Source organism: Geobacillus sp. BK01 (assembly GCF_052220245.1).
Lineage (GTDB): Bacteria > Bacillota > Bacilli > Bacillales > Anoxybacillaceae > Geobacillus.
Window position 1 is genome coordinate 56,548 of sequence record NZ_JBQPTH010000002.1, and the last position, 25,549, is coordinate 82,096.

23 protein-coding genes and 1 pseudogene are annotated in these 25,549 nt (G+C 52.4%); 16 read left to right on the forward strand and 8 right to left on the reverse strand.

From position 1 onward, the window contains the following. The first annotated feature begins 12 nt into the window (after positions 1-12). The 5 genes from ACTVDO_RS02590 (at position 13) to qoxD (ending at position 4,799) form a co-directional block, all read left to right on the forward strand. On the forward strand, positions 13-738 hold the full coding sequence (locus ACTVDO_RS02590) for a TrmH family RNA methyltransferase (RefSeq protein WP_020961620.1): 726 nt from the start codon (positions 13-15) through the stop codon (positions 736-738). 269 nt (positions 739-1,007) lie between these two features. Next, positions 1,008-1,916 carry a cytochrome aa3 quinol oxidase subunit II gene (qoxA, locus tag ACTVDO_RS02595; RefSeq protein ID WP_020961619.1) on the forward strand — a complete coding sequence of 303 codons (909 nt, stop codon included), beginning with the start codon at positions 1,008-1,010 and terminating at the stop codon, positions 1,914-1,916. A gap of 17 nt (positions 1,917-1,933) precedes the next feature. Continuing rightward, complete coding sequence (qoxB, locus tag ACTVDO_RS02600; RefSeq protein WP_020961618.1) at positions 1,934-3,880, forward strand: cytochrome aa3 quinol oxidase subunit I; 1,947 nt, start codon at positions 1,934-1,936, stop codon at positions 3,878-3,880. A 3-nt stretch (positions 3,881-3,883) separates the two neighbouring features. Continuing rightward, the gene (gene qoxC, locus ACTVDO_RS02605; RefSeq protein WP_020961617.1) at positions 3,884-4,498 is read left to right on the forward strand and encodes a cytochrome aa3 quinol oxidase subunit III; all 615 of its coding nucleotides are present in this window, start codon (positions 3,884-3,886) and stop codon (positions 4,496-4,498) included. A 1-nt stretch (position 4,499) separates the two neighbouring features. Further along, the gene (qoxD, locus tag ACTVDO_RS02610; RefSeq protein WP_020961616.1) at positions 4,500-4,799 is read left to right on the forward strand and encodes a cytochrome aa3 quinol oxidase subunit IV; all 300 of its coding nucleotides are present in this window, start codon (positions 4,500-4,502) and stop codon (positions 4,797-4,799) included. Between the two features lie 102 nt (positions 4,800-4,901). Here the strand turns inward: qoxD and ACTVDO_RS02615 are convergent, their stop codons facing one another. The 3 genes from ACTVDO_RS02615 to ACTVDO_RS02625 form a co-directional block, all read right to left on the reverse strand. Beyond that, a complete protein-coding gene (locus tag ACTVDO_RS02615; protein WP_020961615.1) occupies positions 4,902-5,624 on the reverse strand; it encodes an amino acid ABC transporter ATP-binding protein in 723 nt (240 codons plus the stop codon). Next, positions 5,621-6,277 carry an amino acid ABC transporter permease gene (locus ACTVDO_RS02620; RefSeq protein ID WP_020961614.1) on the reverse strand — a complete coding sequence of 219 codons (657 nt, stop codon included), beginning with the start codon at positions 6,275-6,277 and terminating at the stop codon, positions 5,621-5,623. Before ACTVDO_RS02620 ends, ACTVDO_RS02615 begins: the two co-directional genes overlap by 4 nt. A 68-nt stretch (positions 6,278-6,345) precedes the next feature. Beyond that, on the reverse strand, positions 6,346-7,167 hold the full coding sequence (locus tag ACTVDO_RS02625; protein ID WP_020961613.1) for a basic amino acid ABC transporter substrate-binding protein: 822 nt from the start codon (positions 7,165-7,167) through the stop codon (positions 6,346-6,348). A gap of 421 nt (positions 7,168-7,588) precedes the next feature. Between ACTVDO_RS02625 and putP the strand changes: the two genes are divergently transcribed. Then, positions 7,589-9,046: a sodium/proline symporter PutP gene (gene putP, locus ACTVDO_RS02630; RefSeq protein WP_020961612.1), complete on the forward strand. Its 1,458-nt coding sequence runs from the start codon at positions 7,589-7,591 to the stop codon at positions 9,044-9,046. 334 nt (positions 9,047-9,380) lie between these two features. On the opposite strand, the gene ACTVDO_RS02635 is transcribed toward putP, so the two are convergent. The 5 genes and pseudogenes from ACTVDO_RS02635 to ACTVDO_RS02655 form a co-directional block, all read right to left on the reverse strand. Further along, the gene (locus ACTVDO_RS02635; protein ID WP_442900979.1) at positions 9,381-10,241 is read right to left on the reverse strand and encodes a carbon-nitrogen hydrolase family protein; all 861 of its coding nucleotides are present in this window, start codon (positions 10,239-10,241) and stop codon (positions 9,381-9,383) included. Positions 10,242-10,430: 189 nt separating this feature from the next. Continuing rightward, a complete protein-coding gene (gene pdxK / locus ACTVDO_RS02640) occupies positions 10,431-11,246 on the reverse strand; it encodes a pyridoxine/pyridoxal/pyridoxamine kinase (RefSeq protein WP_020961610.1) in 816 nt (271 codons plus the stop codon). Between the two features lie 45 nt (positions 11,247-11,291). Next, positions 11,292-11,890, reverse strand: a pseudogene (locus ACTVDO_RS02645) (Uma2 family endonuclease). A 152-nt stretch (positions 11,891-12,042) separates the two neighbouring features. Further along, positions 12,043-13,176, reverse strand: coding sequence for an alanine dehydrogenase (ald, locus tag ACTVDO_RS02650; RefSeq protein ID WP_442900980.1), 1,134 nt, complete (start codon positions 13,174-13,176; stop codon positions 12,043-12,045). A 116-nt stretch (positions 13,177-13,292) separates the two neighbouring features. Further along, a complete protein-coding gene (locus tag ACTVDO_RS02655) occupies positions 13,293-14,528 on the reverse strand; it encodes a PucR family transcriptional regulator (RefSeq protein ID WP_442900981.1) in 1,236 nt (411 codons plus the stop codon). A gap of 148 nt (positions 14,529-14,676) precedes the next feature. Here ACTVDO_RS02655 and ACTVDO_RS02660 point away from each other — a divergent pair, with 148 nt between their 5' ends. The 10 genes from ACTVDO_RS02660 (at position 14,677) to ACTVDO_RS02705 (ending at position 25,334) form a co-directional block, all read left to right on the forward strand. After that, positions 14,677-15,738 (forward strand): tartrate dehydrogenase, encoded by a 1,062-nt coding sequence (locus ACTVDO_RS02660; RefSeq protein ID WP_020961606.1) that lies wholly within the window; start codon positions 14,677-14,679, stop codon positions 15,736-15,738. 89 nt (positions 15,739-15,827) lie between these two features. Beyond that, positions 15,828-16,322 (forward strand): PTS sugar transporter subunit IIA, encoded by a 495-nt coding sequence (locus ACTVDO_RS02665; protein WP_020961605.1) that lies wholly within the window; start codon positions 15,828-15,830, stop codon positions 16,320-16,322. 18 nt (positions 16,323-16,340) lie between these two features. Beyond that, on the forward strand, positions 16,341-17,171 hold the full coding sequence (locus ACTVDO_RS02670) for a PRD domain-containing protein (RefSeq protein WP_442900982.1): 831 nt from the start codon (positions 16,341-16,343) through the stop codon (positions 17,169-17,171). A 195-nt stretch (positions 17,172-17,366) separates the two neighbouring features. Next, positions 17,367-18,743, forward strand: a complete 1,377-nt coding sequence (locus ACTVDO_RS02675; RefSeq protein WP_442900983.1) for a sucrose-specific PTS transporter subunit IIBC — start codon at positions 17,367-17,369, stop codon at positions 18,741-18,743. A gap of 12 nt (positions 18,744-18,755) precedes the next feature. Next, positions 18,756-20,201 (forward strand): glycoside hydrolase family 32 protein, encoded by a 1,446-nt coding sequence (locus ACTVDO_RS02680; protein WP_020961602.1) that lies wholly within the window; start codon positions 18,756-18,758, stop codon positions 20,199-20,201. Positions 20,202-20,372: 171 nt separating this feature from the next. Beyond that, on the forward strand, positions 20,373-21,569 hold the full coding sequence (locus ACTVDO_RS02685) for an MFS transporter (protein WP_442900984.1): 1,197 nt from the start codon (positions 20,373-20,375) through the stop codon (positions 21,567-21,569). Positions 21,570-21,649: 80 nt separating this feature from the next. Next, positions 21,650-22,480 (forward strand): glycosyltransferase family 2 protein, encoded by an 831-nt coding sequence (locus tag ACTVDO_RS02690; RefSeq protein WP_041268048.1) that lies wholly within the window; start codon positions 21,650-21,652, stop codon positions 22,478-22,480. 291 nt (positions 22,481-22,771) lie between these two features. Continuing rightward, the gene (locus ACTVDO_RS02695) at positions 22,772-24,154 is read left to right on the forward strand and encodes a glycine--tRNA ligase (protein WP_020961590.1); all 1,383 of its coding nucleotides are present in this window, start codon (positions 22,772-22,774) and stop codon (positions 24,152-24,154) included. A 209-nt stretch (positions 24,155-24,363) separates the two neighbouring features. Beyond that, entirely contained in the window at positions 24,364-24,513 is a 150-nt protein-coding gene (locus tag ACTVDO_RS02700; RefSeq protein ID WP_020961589.1) for a hypothetical protein, read from the forward strand. 185 nt (positions 24,514-24,698) lie between these two features. After that, the gene (locus ACTVDO_RS02705; RefSeq protein WP_020961588.1) at positions 24,699-25,334 is read left to right on the forward strand and encodes an FMN-dependent NADH-azoreductase; all 636 of its coding nucleotides are present in this window, start codon (positions 24,699-24,701) and stop codon (positions 25,332-25,334) included. Positions 25,335-25,549: the final 215 nt, after the last annotated feature.

Sequence of the window (25,549 nt, forward strand, 5' to 3'; positions counted from 1 at the left end):
AAGGTGATTGACATGGAAGAACGGGACATGAAGGCGTTTCTTGCCCAGCTGCAGCAAGAAGGACTGTTAACCGAACAAACGCGTCCGGTTTGGGAAATGATTTTGCCGAAACGATTAAAACGGATGTATGACGTTCTCAACGAGCGCACCCGCTATATTACGGTTTTGATTGAAGCGGTCGACGACCCGCACAATCAGGCAGCGGTGCTGCGGACGGCCGAGGCGTTTGGCGTTCAAGATGTCCATATCGTCACCGGGAGAGCGCCGTTTTCACCGAACCGGCTCGTGACACGCTACGCCGACCAATGGCTGACACTTCATCGGAAGCCGAATATCGAAACGGCCATCGGCGACTTGAAGCGGCAAGGATACCAAGTGTATGCCAGCTATCTTGGCGAGGGGACGATTCCTCTTTCCGACATCGACGTATCCAAACCGACGGTGCTTTTATTTGGCAACGAACATAGCGGCGTATCCGACGAGGCGCTGAAACTCGCAGACGGAACGTTCGTCATTCCGATGCACGGCTTTGTCCAAAGTTTCAACATTTCCGTCGCCGCGGCGTTGGCGCTCTATGATGTCACTGAGCGGGCGCGCCGCCAAGTAGGAAAACAGTATTATTTGTCACCGGAAGAGAAGAAGGAACTATACAAACAATGGATGTGGCAGACGTTGCAGCCACGCATCCGGAAACAATTGGAGCAGCAAGGATATATCGGACAAAAAGGTGGGAAATAGCCGGGTTTTGCTATGAAAGGAGCCCGGCTATTTTTTGTGGAATATTTTGTTGTGAATCCCCTTCTTGGTCAATATTTCCCTAATCGAGGAAAACAAGTGGCGATTTCTTGAACAATGATTGAACAGTTTGTGACAAATGTTTTGCTGATTTATGAACTTTTGTGTACGTTTGGTTTCAAACATTTTCAATTTTGATATGGTAGAAACAAAGAAAATACAAGTGGAAATCGCCTCATATAGCCGGGGCGGGCGAAGGAGGATATACAGCGATGAAACGGGCGATATGGCGCATCATATTGGCTTTGCCGTTCCTGCTTTTGCTTAGCGGCTGCGTCGAGCGCACGGCGGTGCTCAACCCGCAAGGGCCGGTGGCGCGGACGCAATACGACTTAATTATGTGGTCGGTTGGTTTTATGCTGTTTATTATTGTTGTCGTCTTTGCCTTGTTTGCTTTTGTGCTCATCCGCTATCGCGAAAAGCCGGAAAACGCCGATTACGAGCCGCCGGAAGAGGAAGGAAATACGCTGCTTGAAATCGTTTGGACGGCGATTCCCATTTTGATTGTCATCGCGCTTGCCGTTCCAACCGTGAAAGCGACATTTGCCTTGGAGAAGCCGCCGACTGATAAAGTCGAACCAATTACGATTCATGTGACGGCGGCGAACTGGAAATGGATTTTCAGCTATCCGGAAGAAAACATTGAAACAGTCAACTACGTCCATATCCCGGCTGGCGTGCCGGTCAAATTCAAGCTCACATCTGTCGGGCCAATGAACTCGTTTTGGGTGCCGGAGCTAGGAGGGCAAAAGTATGCCATGGACGGCATGGAGACGGAGCTGATTTTACAAGCCGACAAACCGGGTTCATACATGGGGCGGAGCGCCAACTTTTCCGGGGAAAAGTTTGCCCATATGGAATTTGAAGTTATCGCCCAAACAAGCAGAGACTTCAAGCAATGGGTGGATGAAGTGAAAGCGACAGCGCCGAAGCTCAACGAGGACAAATATGCACAAATTTTAGAACCGGGACTTGTTGGCCGGATGACATTTTCAAATACCCATTTAGAATGGATTGACCATGCGGAACAAAACAGCCATCATGCCAATGGCGAATCGGCAGGCGACGATGACGGTCAAGACCATAACATGGCGACAGACAGCCATCATCACACGGAGTAAGAAAGGAGGAACGGGCGATGAAATGGAGTGAGTTTTTCGTTACAGGCGAACCGCTTATTTATGCGGCTGACGTGGCAATCGTTTTGACGATAATCGGCATTGTGTTCATCTTGACGTATTTTAAAAAGTGGAAATGGCTTTGGAATGAATGGCTCACGACCGTCGACCATAAAAAAATCGGTGTTATGTACATTATTTGCGCGGTACTCATGTTGTTCCGCGGCGGCGTCGATGCGCTCTTGATGCGGGCGCAGCTGACGGCGCCAAATATGGAGTTTTTGGACGCGCAACATTATAATGAAATTTTCACGACGCACGGAACGATTATGATTTTGTTTATGGCGATGCCGTTTATTATCGGTTTGATGAACATCGTCGTCCCGCTGCAAATCGGGGCGCGCGACGTCGCGTTTCCGTATTTAAACGCGTTAAGCTTTTGGCTCTTTTTCTTCGGGGCGATGCTGTTTAACATTTCGTTTGTCATTGGCGGATCGCCGGACGCTGGCTGGACGGCATACTTCCCGCTTGCCGGTAACGAGTTCAGCCATGGCGTCGGCAACAACTACTATGCGGTTGCCCTGCAAATTTCCGGGATCGGGACGTTAATGACCGGGATCAACTTTTTGGTGACGATTTTAAAAATGCGCGCGCCGGGCATGACGTTGATGCGCATGCCAATGTTTACGTGGACGATTCTCATTACGTCCGTCCTCATTGTGTTCGCCTTCCCGGTATTGACGGTCGCGTTGGCGTTAATGACGTTCGATCGCTTATTTGATACGCAGTTTTTCACCATGGCGAACGGCGGCATGTCGATGCTTTGGGCGAACTTGTTCTGGATTTGGGGCCATCCGGAAGTGTATATCGTCATTTTGCCGGCGTTTGGCATTTTCTCGGAAGTCGTCAGCACGTTTGCGCGCAAGCGGCTGTTCGGTTATAAAGCGATGGTCGGCTCGATCGTCGGCATTGCGTTCTTAAGTTTTATCGTTTGGGTGCACCACTTCTTTACGATGGGCGCCGGGCCAGCAGTCAACTCCGTATTCTCGATCACCACGATGGCGATCGCCATTCCGACCGGGGTGAAAATTTTTAACTGGCTGTTTACGCTCCGGAAAGGGAAAATCCGCTTTACGACGGCGATGCTTTGGTCGTTGGCGTTCATTCCGAACTTTGTCATCGGCGGCGTAACGGGGGTCATGCTGGCGATGGCAGCGGCCGACTACCAATATCATAACAGCTATTTCCTAGTAGCCCACTTCCATTACGTGCTCATTGCGGGTACGGTGTTCGCCTGCTTTGCCGGTTTGCATTATTGGTATCCGAAAATGTTCGGCCATATGTTAAACGAGCGGCTCGGCAAATGGACGTTTTGGCTGTTTATGATCGGCTTTAACGTCTGTTTCTTCCCGATGTATTTCCTCGGGCTGATGGGAATGACGCGCCGCATGTACACGTATTCGGCAGACCTTGGTTGGACGCCGCTCAATGTTGTCGCGACCGTCGGAGCGGTGTTGATGGGCATCGGGTTTATCGTGCTTTGTTACAACATTTATTACAGCGCCCGCTACGGCGAGCGCGACATGACTGGCGACCCGTGGAACGGGCGGACACTTGAGTGGGCAACAGCGTCGCCGCCGGTGCATTACAATTTCCCAGTGACACCGGTTGTCGAAGATTTGGACGCGTATTGGGTGATGAAGAAAAAATATGGCGGTTTGCAAGTGAAAGAGGAAGAATTGAAACCGATCCATATGCCAAGCAACTCGGGACGTCCGTTTTGGATGTCGGTGGCGTTCTTTATTGCCGGATTCGGCCTTGTGTTCAAATGGTTTGCGTTGGCCATTGTCGGTGCACTGTTCATTGTGCTTGGGCTCATTCTTCGCTCGTTTGAAAATGACGACGGCTATTATATGAGCGTCGAGGAGATTAAACGGACCGAGCGGTCGGCACGAAAGGGGGCGTGACGAATGGGAGAAGCAGCACACCGCTATGATGAAACACTGCCGCTGGAGTATCGGACAGAGGAAAGCCGCTTGAATATATTAGGTTTTTGGATTTTTCTTGGAGCGGAAGTCGTATTGTTCGCTACCTTGTTTGCCACTTATCTTGTTTTGTTCCAACGGACCGGCTCCGGGCTGACAGCGCAGGAATTGTTTCAAGTCAAAGATGTATTGATCGAAACGCTGTTGTTGTTGACGAGTAGTTTCACGTGCGGGCTGGCCATTTTCGAAATGCGCCGCGGCCGTATGAGCGGGCTGATCGCCTGGCTGCTCGTGACGCTTCTGCTTGGAGCGGGGTTTATTACGGTTGAGATTCGTGAGTTTATCCATTACGTCCATGAAGGGGCGACGATGCAGACGAGCGCGTTTCTGTCCAGCTTTTTCGTTCTCGTCGGCACGCACGGTGCTCACGTCAGTTTAGGGATTGGCTGGATGATTTTGATCATCATTCAGCTCCTGCAGCGCGGCCTGACGGCTAAAACGGCGCGCAAAGTGTTTATCGTCAGCTTGTACTGGCACTTTTTAGACGTCGTTTGGATTTTCATCTTTACGCTCGTCTACTTGTTAGGGATGGTGATCTAACATGGGCGCAAACAGCCATCATGAATCATTTCCGTGGAAACATATCATCGGTTTTGTCCTTTCGCTCGTCTTGACATTTGCGGCTCTTTGGGTGGCGCTCTCGTCCGGGCTGCCGCTCAAGGCTGTCATTGTCATCATCGTCTTGTTCGCGATCATCCAAGCGAGCTTGCAGCTGTTTATGTTCATGCATGTGGCGGAAAGCGACAGCGGCAAAGTGCAAACGTTCAACATGGTGTACAGTTTCTTTATTGCCGTTGTCATTGTCGCGGGATCCATTTGGGTGATGCAATTTGTATTGTAAAGAGGGGCTGGACGGGGTTCGGCCGGCTTTTTTCCGTCTCTGAAGGCCAGCGGCATTTCCGCCATCAAAAAGGCGTCTTGCCTCGAATGGGCAAGACGCCTTCTACAATACTTTCGACAAAAACGCTTTTGTCCGCTCATGCTGCGGGCGGTCGAACAACTCTTCCGGCTTCCCTTCTTCAACGATGTAGCCGCCGTCCATAAACAGAACGCGATCGCCGACTTCGCGGGCGAAGCCCATCTCATGGGTGACGACGACCATCGTCATCCCTTCATTGGCGAGTTGCTTCATGACCGAGAGCACCTCGCCGACCATTTCCGGGTCAAGCGCTGACGTCGGTTCATCAAACAACATAATTTTCGGCTCCATGGCCAATGCCCGGGCGATGGCGACGCGCTGCGCCTGTCCGCCGGAGAGGGAGTCCGGGTAGACGTGCGCTTTATCTTGCAGCCCGACTTTGGCGAGCAGCTCGATCGCTTTTGCCTCCGCTTTTTCGCGCGGCCATTTGCGCACTTTCATTGGCGCAAGCGTAATGTTGTTTAAAACGGTCATATGCGGGAACAAGTTAAAGCGCTGGAACACCATTCCGACTTCTTCCCGCACTTTATTTAAATCCGTATCTTTCGCTTTTAAGTTGATGCCGTCAATGATGATCTCGCCTTCATCGAAATCTTCCAGCAAGTTTAAGCATCGCAAAAACGTTGATTTTCCCGACCCCGACGGGCCGATGACGACCACGACTTCTCCTTCGCGGATATGGGCATCGATTCCTTTTAATACTTGGAGCGAACCGAACGATTTTTTCAACTGGCGTACGTCGATCATTGGGTCGAATACTTCCTTTCAAGGTAATGTGACAATTTGCTTAAGGAAAGCGTTAAGATTAAATAAATGAATGCGACCGTTAAATACGGCTCCCAGACGCGGTAATATTCGCCTGCGGCCGCTTTGCCCCAATACATGATTTCCGGAGCGGCGATGACCATCCCGAGCGACGAATCTTTAATCAAGACGATAAACTCATTGGCAAACGGGGGAATCATGCGCTTTAACGCTTGCGGCAAAATAATATAACGCATCGCCTGAACGTGCGTCATGCCGAGCGAGCGGGCGGCTTCCATTTGCCCTTTGTCGATCGATTGAATGCCGGCGCGGAAAATTTCCGCGACATACGCAGCCGAGTTGAGCGACAGTGAGACGGCCAGGGAAGCGATGGCATTTGGTTGGCCGAAAAAGAGCGGCATGGCGCCGAAGTGGACGAGCAAAATTTGCACAACAAGCGGTGTGCCGCGAAAAAAGTTAATGTACCAGGAAAACGGCAAACGGACAATCGGGTTGGACGACATTTTGCCAAGGCCGATGAACAACCCGAGAATAAGACCAAACATGATGCCGGCCAACGATACGCCGATCGTGATGAGCAGCCCTTGGAAAAAATAAGGAGCGTATTCGACAATAATATCAAAACGAAAGTCCATCGATCTCACCTTTCTCTACGAAAAATGCGTAACTTGCTAGCAGTTACGCATTTTTCGTGTTCGTGCGCTTATTGTTGTTGTTTTAAGCCTTCTATATTCGGTTCTTTACCAAACCATTTTTTGTAAATCTCTGCATATTTGCCGCTGTCGATCACGTTTTGCAATGCTTCGTCCACTTTGGCTTTCAATTCGCTGTCTTTCGGGAAGATCATGCCGTAGTATTCCGAAGCGAAGTTTTGTGGATCTTCAATGACTTGCAGTTTTTTATCCGGGTTGTTTTTCACGTATTCGTTTGCGACCGCGTTATCGGTGACCACGGCATCAACGCCGCCGTTCAACAGTTCCATAATCGCGACGACAGATGTTTCGAATTTTTTAATATGATTGCCTTTGCCAAGAAGTTTTTCCGCTGCCTCCTGACCCGTTGTTGCGTTTTGGACGCCGATTGTTTTGCCTTTTAAGTCAAGGGCGTTTTTCACCGGGTTGCCTTCTTTGACTAAGATGACTTGTGTTGCTTCAAAGTATGGAGCCGAGAAATCGTACGTTTGTTTCCGTTCATCCGTAATCGTAATGCCGGAAATCCCCATGTCGATCTCTTTGCTTTGCAACGCAGCAAACAAAGGATCCCAGCCGACATTTTTTAATTCATAATCCAAGCCGGCTTCTTTCATGACGGCGTCGAGAAGGTCAACGTCGAAGCCGACAATTTTTCCTTTTTCCATATACTCAAATGGCGCAAACGCTGCGTCTGTCCCGACGGTGATTTTTTGGTTTCCTTCTTCTTTACTGCCTGACGGCGAGCTTGTCTCCGTCGACTTGCCGCAGGCGGCGAGCGCCATAAACAACGCGGCGACGACTGCCACGATCAACCCTTTCTTCATGTTTAACATCTTATAAAATCCCCCTTTGGAATAATTGTCGATGAACGATTATCATACTATCAATATTTTTGTGATTATGCAATAGGTTTTATAAAAATAATTGTTTGAACATTTTGGTATGGGCGTCGAAAAGGGAAAAAAGCATATTTTTCAATGTTTTTCGCGAAATATGAAAAAGGTTATGTGGAGAATATAATTTTAAATGAATTTTTATAAGATAACTTTCTATGATGGAATAGGGGCATCTGCCTTGAATTCTCAGAATATTATATCAAAAACAAGGTGGGAGCGGCAACGATTTTCGCTATTTCATTGCTATGACGGTATGGAAAAAAATAAATACTATTGTGTAAATACAATCTCTTTCGAATACAATCTCTTTCGATATGATGGAAGTGGTGACAAGACAGCAAAGGGAAGGAGAGTGGCGATGGTCTTATTTTCCGTCATTGTGTATTTAGTTGGCATGCTTTGGATTGGCTATTGGGCCTATAAACGGACGGCCAACTTGTCCGATTATATGCTTGGCGGCCGGACGCTTGGGCCGGCCGTGACCGCGCTCAGCGCCGGGGCTTCCGATATGAGCGGCTGGCTGCTCATGGGCCTGCCGGGAGCGATGTTTGTCGACGGGGTGAGCGCCGCGTGGATCGCCATCGGGTTGACGCTCGGCGCTTATGCGAACTGGCTGTACGTCGCGCCGCGCTTGCGCGTCTATACGGAAGTGGCAAACGACTCGATTACGATTCCGGAATTTTTGGAAAACCGTTTCGGCGATGCATCGAAATTGTTGCGGATGGTGTCCGGGATTGTCATTATGATCTTTTTTACGTTTTATGTCTCGTCCGGCCTTGTTTCGGGAGGCGTGTTGTTTGAAAACTCGTTTGGTGTCAGTTACCATACGGGATTGTGGATCGTCGGCGGGGTCGTTGTCGCCTATACGCTGTTTGGCGGCTTTTTGGCAGTCAGCTGGACGGACTTTGTCCAAGGGACGATCATGTTTATCGCGTTGATTCTCGTTCCGGTTGTGACGCTGTTCCATACGGGTGGCCCCGTTGAAACGGTGGGGACGATTCGCGATATTGACCCGAACTTGTTGAATTTATGGAAAGGAACAAGTTTTCTTGGCATCATTTCATTATTCGCCTGGGGGCTTGGGTATTTCGGCCAGCCGCACATCATTGTCCGCTTTATGGCCATTAAGTCGGTGAAAGAAATGAAAAGCGCCCGCCGCATCGGCATGGGCTGGATGATTTTTTCCGTTGTCGGGGCGATGTTGACCGGTCTTTTTGGAATCGCTTACTTTTCGCAACACGGCACGAAGCTTGATGACCCGGAAACGGTGTTTATCCAGCTGGGTGAAATTTTGTTCCATCCGATTATTACCGGATTTCTGCTGGCGGCGATTTTGGCGGCGATTATGAGCACGATCTCGTCGCAGCTGCTCGTCACGTCGAGCTCGCTGACGGAAGATTTGTATAAAGTGTTGTTTCGCCGCTCTGCCTCGGACAAAGAGCTTGTCTTCGTCGGGCGCCTGTCGGTTCTCATCGTCGCCATTGTCGCGACCGCGCTGGCATATACGAAAAATGACACGATTTTAAACTTGGTCGGCTATGCATGGGCTGGATTTGGCGCGTCATTCGGGCCGGTGATTTTGCTGAGCCTGTTCTGGCGGCGGATGACGAAATGGGGAGCGCTCGCCGGCATGGTCGCCGGGGCGTTGACAGTGATCCTTTGGACGCAGTCGGAGTATTTGAAAGGGCTGCTATATGAAATGATCCCGGGCTTTGCCGCGAGCCTTGTCGCCATTGTCGTCGTCAGCCTGTTGACAAAAGCGCCGGAAGGGAAAGTGGCGGAACAGTTTGATCAGTTTAAAAGGTCGTTGTCATAAGCGAAATGAACAGGGTGTCCCTCGGCGGAGACACCCTGTCGTCATGATCGGCATTTTGTCTTGAGTATAAGCGTTGTTGCAGCCCGCCGCGCCGCTTTGCCGCCTCGGCCGGGCGCTGGCGGTGTTGCGGTGCCGTCATGATCAACTTTAAGCCGGGGCAAAGGGGTGTCGCGCCCTGCTCTGGTCCGGATGTCAACACATGTCGCGTTGTCGCGCCCCGCTCCGCTCTGGTCCGGATGCCAATGTGTGTCGCGGTGCCGCGCCGTTCCGGTTGGACCGCGGGCATGCCGTGTTGCGGCGGCGCCCCGCCCGGTGTTGGGGTGGCTCGCCGATGTTACGCCATGGTGTTCCAGTCCGGGTACAAATCGGTGCGGCGGTCGCGCCATGTCGTGACTGATCCTTTTTCCCGCACTTTGCGAAGGAGCGACAAGTCAAGGTCAGCGGTAACGACCATGTCGCCGTTGATCTCGCCCGATGCAAGCACGCCGCCTTGCGGGAACGGAATGTCGTTTGGCGTGATGACGGCCGCCTGGCCGAAGTTGGCGCGCATAAAGTCAACGGTCGGGAGCGAGCCGACTGTGCCGGTCGTGACGACATACACTTCGTTCTCGACCGCCCGCGCGTGGCAGCAATACCGTACGCGGTAAAACCCGTGCCGGTCGTCGGTGCACGATGGACAAAAGATGACGTCCGCCCCTTTGGCGCGCGCCAGACGGACGATTTCCGGAAACTCGATGTCATAGCACGTCAAGATGGCGATCGTCGCCTTGTCCGTTTCAAAGATATGAAGCCCGTCGCCTGGAGCGATGTTCCACTCGTTGACCTCGGTCGGGGTGATATGCAGCTTCGCCTGGCGATGGACCGTCCCGTCCGGCGTAAACAAATGGGCGACATTGTACAGCTTGCCGTTTTGGCGGATGACATGCGTGCCGCCGATCAAGTACATGCCCGTGTCTTTGGCGAGCGACGTAAACAGCTCGGTATATTTTTCGGTATAATCGGGCAAGTCGTTGATTGTCGCCCGCCGTCCGCCGTCAAGCGGAATCGAAAGCAGCTGGGTCGTCAAAAACTCCGGAAACAACACAAATTCGGCGTCAAACTCTTGCGCTGTTTTGACGTAATGTGTCACTTGCGCGGCAAATTCGTCAAACGAACCGATCGTATGCAAATGATATTGGACAGCGGATACGCGCAATGGCGGCACTCTCCTTTCTCAATTTTATCGCGACGCATAATGCTTATTTTATCATGGCGAAGCCCGTCTGGCGCATTCATTTTTTCAAGGCATGAATGCGGCAGTCCCGCGCTTTTCAAGGGAAGACAGTCTCCTTACAGTTCCGGCGGCGAATCGCCTTGTGAAAAAAGACAAGGCTTGAAGCCTTGCCTACTTTCCTTCATAGCGGCGGTATGCGCCGTGATGTGTCGGGCCGACGTATTCGTTTAACGGGAACGAATGGCGGATCGCCGCCGTGATGAACGCTTTGGCTGTCGCAATGGCGTCTTTCACCGGCCGGCCTTTTGCCAGTTCGGCGGCAATGGCGGCCGAGAACGTGCAGCCGGCGCCATGCGTATACGTCGTGTCAATCCGTTCCGACTCAAGCAGTTCGAACGTTTTGCCGTCGTAAAGGACGTCAACCGCATAGTCGTGCGGAATTTTCCGCCCGCCTTTGACGATCACATATTGAGCTCCGAGCTCATGAATGCGTCCGGCCGCTTCTTTCATGTCCTCGACGGTTTCGATGCGCGGCAGGCCGGAGAGTTGTGCCGCCTCAAACAAGTTCGGCGTCACGACCGTTGCTTTTGGCACGAGCGTTTCCCGGTAGCACACCGTATTTTCCGGGTGGAGCGGCTCATCCGCCCCTTTGCATACCATAACCGGGTCGATGACAGCGTTTTTCAATCCATGTTTTTCAATGGTGCGCGCCGCCAATTCAATGATATCCGTTGTCGGAAGCATGCCTGTTTTGAAGGCGTCAATCCCGACGCCGACGATGATCGTCTCAAGCTGGGCTTCGATCGTCGCCAAGTCCACCGGAAACACTTGATGCGCCCAACGGTTGTGCGGATCCATGGCGACGATCGTCGTGATCGCCGTCATGCCGTATACGCCAAGCTCTTGGAACGTTTTCAAGTCCGCCTGCAGCCCGGCGCCGCCGCTGCTGTCCGAGCCGGCGATCGTTAACGCTTTTGGCATGGTCATCGTCATCACTCCTTTGTTCCACAAGATTATATCATGAAGCGGCCTTCAAGGACGAAATAGTTGTTCTACATCAACAGAAAAACCGTCAAGCGCGCGCGAACATGCCATGCCGGTTTCTTTCCAGACGCCGGCTTGCTCATACTGTCCATCGTCATTGAGCGAGTAGACTTGCACAACAGATTGCATAGGGTTCACGATCCAATATTCATGGACTCCGTATTGCATATACAAGTTCAATTTGAACACGAGATCATGCGCTTGGTTGGAGGGACTTAAAATTTCAATGATTAACGTTGGAACGCCGACAAATTTTGTATCCGTTAATCCGCTTTGGTCACAAATCACGGTTAAATCCGGAACGACGATTGTCTTGCCTTCGATCCGCTCACTCTTTAGCTCGATATCAAAAGGGGCATGAAACACTTCGCACGGCTTTTTTCTACAAAGTGGAACAGTTTGACGTACAATCGCCCCGATATGCGTTGGTGCTGGGTCGAAGGGGAGGGAGGCATCAACACGGCGCTATCAATGTATTCTAAAATGCGGTCGGTTGTTTCCCGCATGCGGTAAAATTCTTCAAGCGACACCGCCTGTTTTTCCGGAACGTTCACGAAACCACCTTCTTTCCAGCTTTCTATTTTCATTATACACTGCCCGCTTCGCTGAACGAAAATGATTTTGCATAGCGAAACGGATGCAAAAAAAGCCGCCCGCTATAAGCGGGCGATCTATGATAAGAATGGGCAGTGATGAACAAGCGGCCGGCAGCGCACGTTGCCGGCCGTGTCCATCACGGTTAGTTGGCGGCCAACGTTTTGCCGAGCGCTTCGCGAGCCGGGACGTAGCGGTAGCCGAGGTCGCGGGCGACCGCTTCGTATGTGATTTCGCCGCCGGCGACGTTGACGCCAAGCTCAAGCGCCGGGTTGTCGGTGATCGCTTGCATGACGCCTTTGTTGGCGATTTGCAAGGCGTACGGGATCGTAACGTTCGTCAACGCGATCGTCGAGGTGCGCGGGACAGCGCCTGGCATGTTGGCGACCGCATAATGGACGACGCCGTGTTTGACGTATGTCGGGTCGTCGTGCGTTGTGACGTGGTCGCTCGTCTCGACAATGCCCCCTTGGTCGATGGCGACATCGACGATGACCGAGCCTGGTTTCATCGCTTTCACCATGTCCTCGGTGACGAGTTTCGGCGCCCGCGCCCCCGGGATGAGAACGGCGCCGATGACAAGGTCAGCTTCGGCCACGGCTTCGGCGATGTTCATCGGGTTGGACATGAGCGTTGTAATTTGACGGCCGAAAATGTCGTCAAGTTCGCGCAGGCGGTCGGCGTTTAAGTCAATGATCGTCACATCTGCGCCGAGGCCGACCGCGACTTTCGCTGCGTTTGTGCCGACGACCCCGCCGCCGATGATCGTCACTTTGCCGCGGGCGACGCCCGGGACGCCGCCAAGCAAGATGCCTTTGCCGCCGTACGGCTTTTCTAAAAACTGCGCCCCGATTTGCGCCGCCATCCGTCCGGCGACTTCGCTCATCGGCGTCAACAGCGGCAGCGTGCGGCCGACTTGCACGGTTTCATAAGCGATGGCAATGACACCGCTTTCTTTTAAGGCGCGCGTTAACTCTGGATCGGCGGCCAAATGCAAGTAGGTGAACAGCACAAGCCCCGGGCGGAAGAAGCGGTATTCGCTTGGCAGCGGCTCTTTCACTTTCATGATCATATCGGCTTGCGCCCATACGTCTTCGGCCTGCTCGACCATTTGCGCCCCAGCGCGGACGTAATCTTCATTCGCAAATCCGCTGCCGGCCCCGGCGTCTTTTTCAACGAGCACGGTATGACCGGCTTGAACGAACGACAAAACGCCAGCTGGCGTGATGGCGACGCGATTTTCATTGTTTTTAATCTCTTTTGGTACACCAATGATCATGAGTTCGTGTCCTCCTCATTCAAAATGACCTTACTACTAGTATAAAAGGGAATAAGCAAGACCGGCATTGTTCAAAAAAGAGAAAGAAGCGCGCGGGTTTTGTGGATTTCCACAAATTATCCGCGCGCCTCGTATTTCGCTAATTTAATATCAATGTATAATTTGATTTTTTGGTTCATATCGCCGAGATCGATCTCGCCGATGTCGGCGATTCGCTTGAGCCGGTAAGCAAGTGTATTTGGATGAACATTGAGGACGTCAGCAGTTTCTTGCATGTTTTCGTTATGGTCAAAAAATGTTTCAAACGTCTTCACAAAATCGCTATGATGTTTGCGGTCATACGCTTGCAATTTCTCGAGCGCCAGGTTGGCCCAGTTCCCTTGCCGTTTTTTTTCGAGCAAAAAGTCGAAAAACTGGTAAATGCCGAGTTGGGCGTAGCCGTAGACGCCGTTGATGTCATCCTCAAGCTTCTCCTTCAGCGCCAGCACGGCGAGCGCTTCGCGATAGCTTTTTTCAATGAGCCGGTACGCGCTGTATACAACGCCGAATCCGCTTTGCACGTCATGAATGTGAAACCGTTCTTTCAGTTTGGCGGCGAACGATTCGATGAACGCATTCAACTCTTTCAGCGGCTGGCCCGTTTTTGGCGCCGCCAGCAAGATCACATCGCGGCCGTCGGTCGTATAAAGAAGAATCGGGATTTGCTGGGTCGTCTGCAAGAGATAAGAAATTTGCCGCTCCATTTCGGCGGTTAAATCAGCGGCAAAGCGGAAGACGACAACGGCAAACTGCGGCGCCGCCGGGATTTGCATGGCGGTGAGATGGGCGCGAATCTCGTCGTCTGTCGCGATATGGCCGGTCAGCAATTTCCAAAACAGCTCCTGCACCCGCTCTTCTTTTTTGTTTTTGCGCATATACAGCTGCAACACTTTGTTTTTTGCTGTTTTGGCGGCGAGCTTGAGCCATTCCATCTCCTCGGGCGACAGCGTCCGGTTCGTTTCCAGCACCCAGATGAAACCGATCACTTCGTCATTTTTCCAAATGGAGACAGCGACGCGGCTGCCGAGGCCGACGTCATGAATCGGCGGGACGCGCACCGGCTCGCGGCTTTTGAGAAGCGCCGGGATGGCGCCTTGTTTCCATAAGCTGTTGATCACTTTTTCCGGGACGCGCCGGCTGATGATCGTCGCCGTCCGCGCCGGATCGGTGTAATCGTCGTGGGCGCTGTAGGCGATGAGCCGATGGTTCGCGTCTTCAATTGTCACCGGACATTGGAGCACGTCGCTGACGCGGTCGGCAAACTCTTCGAGGCTGTCAAATTCGCCGTGGAAAGGGTCGGTGTAATGAGGCATATCGGTTCCCCCGCATCATCCATAGGATTGTAGTTTGATTTTACCACAAATAAAGGTTGCCATCGTGTATTCTATAACGGAGAGGGTTCGGTGCGCTTTCTGTCGAACATATAGGGAAAGGAAATGATTCATCAAGGAGGAGACTGTTGTGAAAAAATGGGAAATCGCCGTCATCCCTGGCGACGGCATCGGCAAGGAAGTTGTGCCAGCGGCGTTGGATGTGTTGAAAGCAGTTGCGGACGTCCATGGAGGGATTTCCTTTTCCTTCACTGAATTTCCATGGAGCTGCGACTATTATATGGAACACGGAAAAATGATGCCGGATGACGGGCTGTCGACGTTGCGGAACTTTGATGCTATTTTTCTCGGGGCGGTCGGCAATCCGAAGCTCGTGCCGGACCATATTTCGTTATGGGGGCTGCTTCTGAAAATCCGCCGCGAATTTGAACAAGTGATCAACGTCCGCCCGGCCAAGTCTTTTCGCGGATTGTCGTCGCCGCTTGCCGAACCGCGCGAGTTTGATTTCATCGTCGTCCGTGAAAACAGCGAAGGGGAATATAGCGAAGTCGGCGGGCGCATCCACCGCGGGGAAGACGAAATCGCCATTCAAAACGCCGTCTTCACCCGCAAAGGGACGGAGCGGGCGATGCGCTATGCGTTCGAGCTGGCGCGGAAGCGGAAACGGCATGTGACGAGCGCGACGAAATCGAACGGCATTTTCCATACGATGCCGTTTTGGGATGAAGTGTTTGCCGACGTCAAGCGCGACTACCCGGATGTCGCGACTGCGTCCTATCATATTGACGCGTTAGCCGCCTTTTTCGTGACAAGGCCGCATACGTTTGACGTCGTTGTCGCGAGCAACTTGTTCGGCGACATTTTGACGGACCTTGGCGGCGCCATCATGGGCAGCATCGGCATCGCCCCGGCGGCGAACATCAACGTCAACGGCAAGTACCCGTCGATGTTTGAGCCGGTTCACGGATCGGCGCCTGATATTTACGGCCAAGGCATCGCCAATCCGATCGGGCAAATTTGGACGGCGAAACTGATGCTTGACCATTTCGGCGAAGAAGAGCTCGGCGCCTTTTTGTTAAAAACGATCGAGGATGTCACCGCTGACGGCATCAAAACGCCGGATCTCGGCGGCACAGCGACGACGAAGGAAGTGACGGAAGAAATTTGCCGGCGTTTGTATAAGCGCAGTTGATAAAGGAGGAGCAAGGCGCGCGGTTTGCACTTTCTTTCCGTTTCGGTATACTTGTTGTCGAACGAACTGAACAGAAAGGATGACATACATTGTTCAAAAAATGGTTTGGCAAACAACAGCCGAAGGAAGAAACGATCACCGCGCCGCTTGACGGGACGATTGTGCCGCTTGAAGACGTTCCGGATCCGGTGTTTGCGCAAAAAATGATGGGCGATGGCATCGCCATCGACCCGGCGGACGGGGATGTCGTCGCTCCGGTGGACGGGGAAATCGTCCAACTCTTTCCGACGAAGCATGCCATCGGCTTGCGCTCAGAAGCGGGGGTTGAGCTGCTTATTCATGTCGGCATTGACACCGTGTCGATGAATGGGGAAGGGTTCACCGCCTATGTCAAGGCCGGTGACCGGGTGAAACGGGGCGAGCGGCTCCTTTCCGTTGACTTTTCGCTCGTTCGCGACAAGGCCAAAAGCGCGGTGACGCCAATCATCATCACGAACGGCGATGCGCTTGAAAGTTTGGAGAAAAAAGCTGGGACATCGGCGACAAAAGGCGAGACGGTCTTATTTCAGGTGAAAATGAAATAAGAGCGGAAGGGAGAAAGTATGGCGTTTCGCATCCATAAGATTTTAAACAACAACGCCGTTGTTGTGCTCGATGAAGGTAAAGAGAAAATTGTCATGGGCCCGGGGGTTGCGTTTCAAAAGCGGAAAAACGATCTCATCCCCGTTGGCCGCATTGAGAAAATTTTCGTCATGGAAGAAGAAAACGAGAAATTCCAGCAACTGTTGCGCACGTTGCCAGAGGAGCATATCGATATTGCCGAAGAAATTATTAGCTATGCGGAAGGGAAGCTGCAAGCGCCCCTTAGCAACCATATCCATATCGCGTTGACCGACCATTTGTCATTCGCTATCGAGCGGCTGAAACAAGGATACCGCATTCAAAACAAGTTGCTGAATGAAATTAAAGTGTTGTACAAGGCGGAGTATGAGATCGGATTGTGGGCGAAACAGTTGATCAAAGAGCGGCTTGGCATTGAGATCCCAGATGATGAGGCAGCTCATATCGCCTTGCATATCCATACCGCCAAAATGGACGCCGCGAGCATGAACAAAACGCTCCGCGAAACAACGCTCATTCATGAACTGGTTCGCTTGATTGAAACAGAGCTCGGCCTATCGATCGATGAAGAAAGCATTTCATACCAGCGGTTGCTCACCCATTTGCGCTTTGCCTTAAGCCGCATTGAAAACGGGGAGCCGATTCATTCGATGGACGAGGAGATGATGGCGCTCATTCAGGCAAAATATGTGAACGAGTGGGCGTGTGCCCGAAAAGCGGCAGAATATGCGGAACAGGCGTATGGCATCCGCTTTCCGGCAGAGGAACTCGCCTATATTGTGTTGCACATTCAACGATTGAGAAAGCGTTGACAACGGTGGTGTATTGCTTTATAATGCGGAGTAAACAACCGTATATTGTGGGATTGTGACTGCTTCGAGCAGGCAAGACCTAAAACGTATAAAGGGAACGGCAAGTGAACCATGCCGTCCGTATGCCCTTTGTATGTTTTAGGTCTTTTTTGTTTGCTTTTGCCAATCATCATTCAGAAGGAGAGGGGTTCATCAATGCAGCACGGCCAAATCGCCCGACAACTTATTCCGCTATTAGGGGGAAAGGAAAACGTCATCAGCGCGGCCCATTGCGCAACAAGGCTTCGGCTCGTTTTAAAGGATGACAAAAAGGCTGATGTGAAAGCTATTGAAAATCTTGAGGGAGTCAAAGGAGCGTTTTCCAGTTCTGGTCAGTTCCAAATCATTTTTGGCACTGGTGTCGTCAATAAAGTGTATGAATCATTTGTCCGCGAAGCCGGTTTGCCGCAAAGCCATACGGATGCGCACCAGGAAGTGGTCAAGCAAAAAATGAATCCGCTCGCCCGCTTTGCGAAAACGTTGTCGAACATTTTTGTGCCCATCATCCCGGCGATTGTTGCGAGCGGCTTGTTAATGGGGTTGCTTGGGATGATGAAGGCGTTCAAATGGGTAGCGGCGGACAGCCCGCTGTATATCCTCCTTGATATGTTCTCAAGTGCGGCGTTTATCATTTTGCCGATTTTAATCGGCTTTAGCGCTGCCAAAGAGTTCGGAGGAACGCCGTTTTTAGGGGCGGTCATCGGCGGGATTATGACCCATCCGGCACTATTAAATCCGTGGGGGTTGGCCGAGGCTAAGCCAAACTATATGCATTTTCTCGGCTTTGATATTGCCATGGTCGGCTACCAAGGGACAGTGGTGCCGATTTTGCTGGCGACGTATGTGATGGCGAAAATCGAGCGCGGCTTGCGCCAAGTCGTTCCCCATGCAGTCAGTTTGCTTGTCGTTCCGTTTGTGACGGTCATTTCGACCGGGTTTATTACGATTTTGGCCATCGGGCCGCTTGGCAATTGGCTTGGCGACGGGATTACTATGGCGCTCAACTTTATTTACCATTATGGGGGAGCGCTCGCCGGCCTTATCTTTGGCGGGTTGTATTCGATGATTGTCATTACCGGTGTGCATCACAGCTTCCATGCGATTGAAGCGAACTTGTTGGCGAAACTTGGCGTCAACTATTTACTGCCGATCTGGTCGATGGCCAACGTCGCCCAAGGCGGCGCCGGATTGGCTGTCTTCGTCCAATCAAAGCGGGCGAAAACGAAAGAAATCGCCTTACCAGCGGCATTATCGGCGTTTTTAGGCATTACCGAACCGGTCATTTTCGGGGTGAACTTAAAATACCGGAAACCGTTTATCGCCGCGGCCATCGGCGGCGCGCTCGGCGGGGCGTATGTCGTGTTTGCCAATGTCGTCGCGAACGCCTATGGGCTGACCGGCATCCCGATGATCGCCATCGTCGCGCCGGAAGGGTTGACGAACTTGATGCATTACTTAATCGGTTTTGCCATTGCCGTCGGTTCGGCGTTTGTGGCGACATTCCTTCTAAAGTTCCGTGAAGAAGAAGAGTGAGGGGGCAAGCGGATGAAATCCGAACGCGAGCGGCAGCTCATGGAACAAGCCTATGCCGAAATCGAAAAGTACCAAGATCTCGTCCATCGCGATCCATATCGATTGCGCTATCATCTCATGCCCCCGGTCGGGCTGATGAATGACCCGAACGGGCTGATCGATTGGAATGGGACGTACCATGTCTTTTACCAATGGATGCCGTTTCGCACTGGCCACGGAGCGAAGTTCTGGGGACATTACACGTCCCCGGACTTGGTTCATTGGCAAGCGGAGCCGATTGCTTTAGCGCCAAGCGAATGGTATGACCAAAACGGATGCTACTCCGGCAGCGCCATTGACGATGACGGAAAGCTCGTGTTGTTTTATACCGGCAATGTGAAGGACGACCAAGGAAACCGCCAAACATACCAATGCATGGCCGTGTCGGAAGATGGCATTCACTTTACCAAAAAAGGGGTCGTGATCAACCTGCCGGATGGCTATACCGCTCATTTCCGTGACCCGAAAGTGTGGCGGAAAGACGGGCTTTGGTATATGATTATCGGAGCACAAAGCAAAAGCGGCGACGGGAAAGCGGTTCTATTCCGTTCTAGCGACCTCTGCCATTGGGAACATCTTGGCCCGATTGCCGGCGGGAACTCGAAATGGCTCGGCCCGTTCGGCTATATGTGGGAATGCCCCGACTTGTTTCCGTTAGACGGTCAAGATGTGCTCATCGTTTGCCCACAGGGATTGCAACCGGACGGCATGCGCTATCAAAACGTTTACCAGTCAGGCTATTTTGTCGGCCGCCTTGACTATGGACGGGCCGAATTCGTCCACGGGCCGTTTGAGGAGCTTGACCGCGGCTTTGAGTTTTACGCCCCGCAAACGATGCTTGACCGGAACGGGCGGCGCATTCTCATCGGCTGGATGGGCGTGCCGGATCAGAATGAAGACCGCCAGCCGACCGTGGGCCACCGCTGGGTGCACGCGCTCACCTTGCCGCGCGAGCTTCGGCTTGTTGACGGCAAACTGAGGCAAACGCCAGTGAAAGAACTGAAACAGTTGCGCAAACAACAAGTGGCGTATCCGAACGCCGTTGTGGCGAATGAGCTGCGGTCGTGGCCGGGAGTTGAAGGAGACGCCATCGAACTTCGCCTTGATCGTATTCAATTGCTTGGAAGCATGATGGAGATTCATTTTCGCCATGCCGCCCGCCTCATTTACAACAGCGACGAAGGGGTGCTGACACTTGAGCGGAAAAGTTTTGTGAATGGATTGACGGAAACGCGGCAATGCCGCCTGCCCCGTCTCCGTTCGCTCCACGTGTTTTTAGATACATCGTCGATCGAATTGTTCGTCAATGACGGCGAAGAGACATTCACTGCCCGGTTTTTCCCATATCCGGATGACCGAACGATGTTCTTTGGCGCTCATGGCCATCTTCAGATGGATATAGAGAAATGGGAATTATAAGGTTCGTTTGTGTGCAAGGAAGCTGCCAAGGAAGCGGTTGGTACTTGGCAGCTTTTTTGTTGCGGCTTGTTTTGTGAGGAAATGAGCAATAGACGATTGAATTTACTCCCTTCCCTCTTTATAATGAACAGTAGGAAGTGTCTTTACACAGATAATGACAGGGGGATACACATGAACCAAACCGCGATTTCGCAGCGCAAGCTGTTAGGCATTGCCGGCCTCGGCTGGCTGTTTGATGCGATGGATGTCGGCATGTTGTCGTTTTTGATGGCCGCCTTGCAAAAAGATTGGAACTTGACGGCCGGGCAAGTCGGCTGGATCGGCAGCATCAACTCGATCGGCATGGCGGTCGGGGCGCTTATGTTCGGATTGCTTGCGGACCGGATCGGCCGAAAAAACGTCTTTATTTTGACGTTGTTATTGTTTTCCCTTGGCAGCGGGCTGTCGGCGCTCACGACGACGTTGGCGGCGTTTTTGGCGCTTCGCTTTTTGATCGGCATGGGGCTTGGCGGCGAGTTGCCGGTCGCGTCGACGCTCGTCTCGGAAGCGGTGCCGGCGGCCGATCGCGGCCGGGTTGTCGTGCTGCTCGAGAGCTTTTGGGCGGGCGGCTGGCTGTTGGCGGCGGTGATTTCCTATTTTGTCATTCCGGCGTACGGTTGGAGAACGGCCCTTTGGCTGGCGGCCATTCCGGCGCTGTACGCCATTTATTTGCGGCTCCGCCTGCCTGATTCGCCGCGGTTTGCGGCCGCAAGAAAAGAAGAAACGGTATGGAGGAACATCGTCAACGTATGGTCCGCTCCGTACCGGAAAGAGACGGTCATGCTTTGGCTTCTTTGGTTTTGCGTCGTCTTTTCGTATTACGGCATGTTTTTATGGCTGCCGAGCGTTATGGTGATGAAGGGATTCAGCTTAATTAAAAGCTTTGAGTATGTGCTCATCATGACACTCGCTCAGCTGCCGGGTTATTTCAGCGCCGCATGGCTGATCGAGCGGGCGGGGCGGAAGTTTGTCTTGATCACGTATTTGCTTGGCACGGCAGCGAGCGCCTACTTTTTCGGCACAGCCGAGTCGCTCATCGGGCTGATGGCGTCCGGCATGTTCCTGTCGTTTTTCAACCTTGGCGCCTGGGGGGCGCTGTACGCTTACACGCCGGAGCAGTATCCGACGTCGATCCGGGCGACAGGGGCGGGCATGGCGGCGGCGTTTGGCCGCATCGGCGGCATTTTCGGCCCGCTGTTGGTCGGCTCGCTTGTCGCGCAAGGAGTGCCGGTCGCCGCGATCTTCACCTTGTTCTGCCTGTCCGTTCTCGTTGCTGTTCTCGCCGTCGCCGTCCTTGGCAAAGAGACGAAGCAGCAAGAGCTCGCCTAAGTTGACAAACGAAACATGGGGGCGATACCTTAAGGGTAAGCCCTTTTTTGTTGGGGAAACGAAGAGAGGCGGTGGATTGGTTGCACCCGTTCGTATCAGTCGTCATCCCGACGTACAATCGTCCTTATCCGCTCGCCGAGCTGCTTGAGGCGTTAAGCCGGCAGACGTACCGCCATTTTGAGGTCGTCATTGTCAACGACGGCGGCGCCCCGGTTCATGACGTCATTGCTCTGTACCCGGAGCTTGCCATCCGCCTCCTTGACAGCGGCGGCAACCGGGGGCAAGTCGCAGCCCGCAACATCGGCGTCCAAGAGGCGCGCGGCGACCTCATCATGCTTTGCGACGACGATGATTTAGTGTTGCCATGCCATCTCGAGCGGATGGTCACAGCGCTTCGTGACGCCGATTTTGCCTATGCCGATGCGGAAATCGTCGAGTACCGGGTGGAACATCACCAGCGCATCCCAGCGTCCCGCTTTTTGTTTGCCTATGAATGCGATCTTGAGGCGATGCGGACGTTTTCGACGTATGTGCCGTCCGGGAGTGTTTATCGGAAGGCGCTTCATGACAACATCGGCTATTTTGACCCGTCTGTTCACCATTATTGGGACTGGGACTTCTTTTTGCGCGCGGCGGCCGCCTGTCGCGTCACCCGCGTCGCGGCGGCGACCGTTTTATACGCGTTCAGCGCGGACGGCGACAACGTGTCGCGACAGCTCGACGACAAGCGGCGCGCCTATTTGCGGCGGCTGTGCGAGAAGCACGGGCTCGGCGATTTGCCGGTGAAAAACTTTTGGCTTTTGCTTGATGAGCCGGAGGTGGCGAAGCGCCGGGCGAAAAGCGAAGTCATCTGGGACGGACAGCCGGTCGTGTCGCGGTTTTGGGCGCAAAAAAATGCCAGCGACCATTGACATAGGTCTTTTTAGTTTGCTATGATAGTGAACAAAATCGTATAACGGATCGCGATGACGGATCAATAGTAGTTAACCCTCTCTTCCAAAGCGAGCCGGGGGCGGTGGAAGCCCGGTGAAGACGGTTAATGAAACGGCAGTCCGGAGCGGAATAGGAAAAAGAGGGTGCGCGTTTGGCGCATCAACTAGGGTGGAACCGCGGGAGCTACGCTCTCGTCCCTAGGCGCAAGGCCTAGGGGCGAGGGCGTTTTTCATTGTTATGACGATGATCAATGGAGGAGGATGAATAAGATGGTTGCGACAATGGAAGAAATCGTCGCCCACGCCAAGCATCGCGGCTTCGTTTTTCCGGGGTCGGAAATTTACGGTGGGCTGGCGAACACGTGGGATTATGGCCCGCTTGGCGTCGAGCTGAAAAACAACATGAAACGGGCGTGGTGGAAAAAGTTCGTCCAAGAGTCGCCGTACAACGTCGGCCTCGACGCTGCCATTTTGATGAATCCAAGAACGTGGGAAGCATCCGGCCATTTAGGCAATTTCAATGACCCGATGGTCGACTGCAAACAGTGCAAAGCGCGCCACCGCGCCGACAAGCTGATTGAGCAGGCGCTTGAAGAAAAAGGAATTGAGATGGTCGTTGACGGGTTGCCGCTTGCGAAAATGGAAGAGCTCATCCGCGAACATGACATCGCCTGTCCGGAATGCGGCAGCCGCGACTTTACGAACGTGCGCCAGTTCAACTTAATGTTTAAAACGTATCAAGGCGTCACCGAGTCGAGCGCCAACGAAATTTATTTGCGCCCGGAGACGGCGCAAGGCATTTTCGTCAATTTCAAAAACGTCCAGCGCACGATGCGCAAAAAGCTGCCGTTTGGCATCGCGCAAATCGGCAAAAGCTTCCGCAACGAGATTACGCCGGGCAACTTCACGTTCCGCACGCGCGAGTTCGAACAAATGGAGCTCGAGTTTTTCTGCAAGCCCGGTGAAGAACTGCAATGGTTTGACTATTGGAAGCAATTTTGCAAGGAGTGGCTGCTGTCGCTTGGCATGAAGGAGGACAACATCCGCCTGCGCGACCATACGAAAGAAGAATTGTCCCACTACAGCAACGCCACGACCGACATCGAGTACCAGTTCCCGTTCGGCTGGGGCGAGCTGTGGGGCATCGCGTCGCGTACGGATTACGATTTGAAGCGGCATATGGAATACTCCGGCGAGGATTTCCATTATCTCGACCAAGAGACGAACGAGCGCTACATCCCGTACTGCATTGAGCCGTCGCTTGGCGCCGACCGCGTCACGCTCGCGTTTATGATTGACGCCTATGACGAGGAAGAGCTCGAAGACGGCACAACCCGGACGGTCATGCGTTTGCATCCGGCGCTCGCGCCGTATAAAGCGGCCGTCTTGCCGCTGTCGAAAAAGCTTGCTGATGGAGCGCGCGGCATTTATGAACAGTTAGCGAAGCATTTTATGGTGGATTACGACGAAACGGGTTCCATCGGCAAACGGTATCGCCGCCAAGATGAAATCGGCACGCCGTTTTGCATCACGTACGATTTCGAATCTGAACAAGACGGCCAAGTCACCGTACGCGACCGTGACACAATGGAACAAGTGCGGTTGCCGATTGGGGAGCTCAAAGCCTTTTTAGATGAAAAAATTTCCTTTTGATGAAACAAACGCCGGGGCATTCATGAAGCCCCGGTTTTTTTATTAGTTTTTTCGGCAAACAGGTAGACAGATGATAGGGAAGGGGTGTGGAAATGGAATCGCTTTTATAGGGAAAATTTCAAAAAAACGTCGAATTTCCATTGAATAAATGGTAAAATAGAAGTGTAGACTAGTTCTTGTATCCCATACAAATCGAGGGGGTAACCATCATGGAAGGAAAACCGATCTACTACGATGGCAGCGGTCATCAACCTGGCGATGCTAATGAAAACGCCGTTACAAACGAACCGTTTACGCTTACGGATGAGATAAGAAAACAAATCAGCGGCAACCCATTTGCGGTTGAACAAAGCGAATAGCCGACCTGTACGCAAATTGCCTCAAGGGCAATTTTTTTTTTTGCGGTCAAATTGGTTGCCAAGCCCGCGTCGTCCTTATATAATTATCTCTTGTTAAAGATATTTGAATTAAAAGTAAGTGTATGTCGTTTTTGCAAACAGCAAATACTAAAATGCTGAAATTATCGCGAAAGGGAGTATGCATCATGACGAAAGTATTGTACATCACCGCCCATCCTCACGACGATACACAATCGTACAGCATGGCGGTCGGAAAAGCGTTTATCGACACGTACAAACAAGTGCATCCGGACCATGAAGTCATTCACCTCGATTTATATAAAGAGTATATCCCGGAAATCGATGTCGACGTGTTCAGCGGCTGGGGCAAACTTCGCTCCGGAACATCGTTTGAGGAATTATCCGACGAAGAAAAAGCAAAAGTCGGGCGGATGAACGAGCTGTGCGAGCAGTTTATTTCCGCTGACAAATATGTGTTCGTCACACCGATGTGGAACTTTTCTTTCCCACCGGTATTAAAAGCATACATTGACGCCGTGGCGGTGGCCGGTAAAACGTTCAAATATACAGAACAAGGGCCGGTCGGGTTGCTTACTGATAAAAAAGCACTCCACATTCAGGCGCGCGGCGGGTTTTATTCGGAAGGACCGGCGGCACAAATGGAAATGGGACACCGCTATTTAGGGGTTATCATGCAGTTTTTCGGCGTGCCATCATTTGAAGGTCTATTTGTCGAAGGGCATGCGGCCGTGCCGGAAAAAGCGGAAGAAATTAAAGCGAATGCCGTTGCCCGGGCCAAAGACTTGGCTCACACATTTTGATCGAAAGAGGCACAATTTGTTTTCCCATTCCACTGCGGCAGAAAATATTGCGTGGGACATGGCCGGCAGTCAAACTAGGGACATTCTCCATTCGGAGAACGTCCCTTTTTGTTATTCAAGCCAAACGGAACGGAAAAGTGCGGTGACGTTCGTATACGCCAGTCGGGTGACGTATGGTATAATAAACCATATAAACGAAGAGTGGAGGTTCACCG